At 33.2% G+C, this 2,982-nt stretch carries 1 protein-coding gene; it reads left to right on the top strand.

Features of this window, described 5'->3' with window-relative positions; genetic code table 11:
• Window positions 1-2,982, top strand: a 2,982-nt coding sequence (locus BGM27_RS20330) for a condensation domain-containing protein (RefSeq protein ID WP_254122957.1), incomplete at both ends; no start/stop codon positions are given.

Below are 2,982 nucleotides of genomic sequence, written 5' to 3'. Positions count from 1 at the left end.
GCCAGCGTATGGTCAGATGTTCTCGGAGTAGAAAAAATCGGAATTCATGACAACTTCTTTGATTTAGGTGGAGATTCTATCAAAGCTATAAGAATAACATCTAGATTTCTGAAGTTTGGATATAAATTGGAAATCAGAGATCTGTTTAAGTATGGGAATATAAAAGATCTTAGTGAGAAGGTTACTTCAAATGAAAATAAAATAAGTCAAAGAGAAGTGACAGGTGAGGCAACGTTAATTCCTATACAAAGAATGTTTTTTGAAAATAGCTTTACTAATCAACACCATTGGAACCAATCTGTGATGATCTACAACAAAGAAGGTTTCCAAGATGAAGCAATCAAAAATGTACTTACAGAATTAATCAAGCATCATGATGCCTTAAGGATGAATTATAAAAAGGATGGTAAACAAGTCACTCAAATCATTAGAAGTTCAGAAACAAAATTATACGATCTGCAAGTAAAGGATTTCCGTTCAGCTCAAAATGTAGAGAAATTAATTGAAGGATGTTGCCAAGAATTACAAAGCAGTATTGATTTAGAAAAGGGTCCCCTTGTGAAAGTAGGTTTGTTTAAGACGAGTCAAGGAGATCATCTGCTTATCGCCATACACCATTTAGTAGTAGACGGTGTTTCTTGGAGAATTCTTTTTGAGGATCTCGTCGAAGGGTATAGTCAGGCAATGCGAGGAGAAAAAATTATCTTTCAGCATAAGACCCACTCATTTAAAGACTGGGGGAGCTACTTAGAAAATTATGTAAAAAGTGATGTTCTTTATGATGAAATAAGTTATTGGAGCCATTTGGATAAAATTGGAATTGGAGAATTACCGGCAGATAAAGATACCCAGTCTCGAAACAAATTGAATAATTTCAAAGACATTTGTATTACTTTTGGCAAAGAAGATACAGAGGATTTATTGAAAAATACCAATCGTGCATATCACACTGAAATTAACGATTTATTGTTAACAGCTCTAGGGCTTGCGTTTAATGAATGGACTGCAAATGATCAATTGCTTGTGACTTTGGAGGGACACGGAAGAGAAATACTTCAAGGAGATATCGATATCTCTCGAACGGTCGGATGGTTTACAACCCATTACCCTGTTTTGTTAGATATACATCAATCTCATCTAAACAAGTCAATTAAGAAAGTAAAAGAAATACTAAGGAAGATTCCAAACAAAGGTATAGGTTTTGGCATTCTTAAGTATATGCAGAATGAAGTAAGTTGGCAGGGAATAAAACCGCAAATAAAGTTCAACTACTTAGGTCAGTTTGATGAGAGTATTGATAATGAAGTGTTTGAAATCTCTAAACTATCACCAGGTGACTCAATTAGTTTAGAGAGTGAAAGATTATTTGAAATAGATATCAGTGGAATCATATCGAACCATAAACTGAGTATTACTTTTGCTTACAATAATGAAAAGTATCATGAGCAAACAATGAAGAATATAGCTGAAGCCTACAAGAATCATTTATTGTCGATTATCGATCACTGTAAGAATCTAGAGAAGACCGAAACAACTCCATCGGATTATACAGAAAGTGACATGACACTCGAAGAGTTAGAGGAAATAAAGAAAAAATACGAAGTGCAGAAGCAAAATAAAATTAAAGACATATACCCTCTCACTCCAATGCAAAATGGTATGCTCTTCCATTCATTATTGGATAAGGGATCGGCTACGTACTTTGAACAAAAATCATTCACAACAAAGGGCGAAATGGATATTGAGCTGCTGAAGAAAAGTTTCTTAAAGATAATTGAACGTTACGATATTTTACGGGCGGTTATCGTATATGAAAATATAAAACCAGCCAAACAAGTAATTCTTGAAGAATACAAAGAAAACATACACTTTCAAGATATTAGCCATTTAAATGAAGAGGAAAAGTCTCGGTTTATTGAAGATTTCCAATTCAAAGATCGAACAAAAGGGTTTAATTTAAGCGAAAATTTCTTAATAAGATTATCAGTAATAAAGATGAGTAAGCAAGAACATAAAGTGATTTGGAGTTCCCATCACATACTAATGGATGGCTGGTGCAGCAGCATTATTATAAACGATCTTTTTGCTATATATTCTACGTTAAGAAATCAGCAAGAAATTAACTTGAAAAAGCCGACGTCTTACGGAGAGTATATGAAGTGGCTCAAGAAGCAGCCTGAGAATAAAGCACAACAGTATTGGGAGCAATATATTGAAGGCTACTCAAATCACGCTCAGCTTCCGGTGAATACAAGGAATCAATATGAAGTATTTAAAAAGGAAAGTCTTGATTTTACCATTGATAAGCAAATGACAGCAGCCTTAGTAAATATTAGTAAGCAGGAAAAAGTAACTTTTAACACTGTCATCCAGACTTTATGGGGGATTTTAATTCAAAAATACACTGGTATGGACGATATCGTTTTTGGTTCGGTTGTATCCGGACGGAATGCCGAGGTAGAAGCCATTGAAGAGATGGTGGGATTATTTATTAATACAATCCCTGTAAGAATTCAAACCAATAGAGATAGTCGTTTTGTAGATCTCCTCAAAGATGTACAAAGAGCATCATTAGAATCTTCCAAATTTGATTATTATCCTTTAGCAGAAATTCAATCATTGTCAGAAGTAAAACATAAATTAGTTAATCATATTATGATATTCCAGAATTATCACGTTGAAGAAAGTTTTGATTATTCGTTTAGAGACTTAGGTTTTAGCATTCATGATTTACAAGTACACGAACAGACTAATTATGAATTTGATGTAATGGTTATACCTCATGATGAATTAAATATTATATTCTCTTACAATGAAAGTCTTTATAGCACAAAATCTGTTATTCAACTGAAACAACATTTTATTAAAATAATGAAGTCTATTATCAAAAACCATGAAATAAAAATATCAGATTTAGATATCATGACAGAGCCTGAAAAGGTGTACTTTTTAGAAACCTTAAACAATACAGCGAGAGAGTAT

It is taken from the genome of Bacillus sp. FJAT-27001, from assembly GCF_019039175.1.
In the GTDB taxonomy this organism is placed as follows: Bacteria; Bacillota; Bacilli; order Bacillales; family Bacillaceae; genus Bacillus; species Bacillus velezensis.
This window is presented reverse-complemented; position numbering and strand designations above follow the sequence as displayed.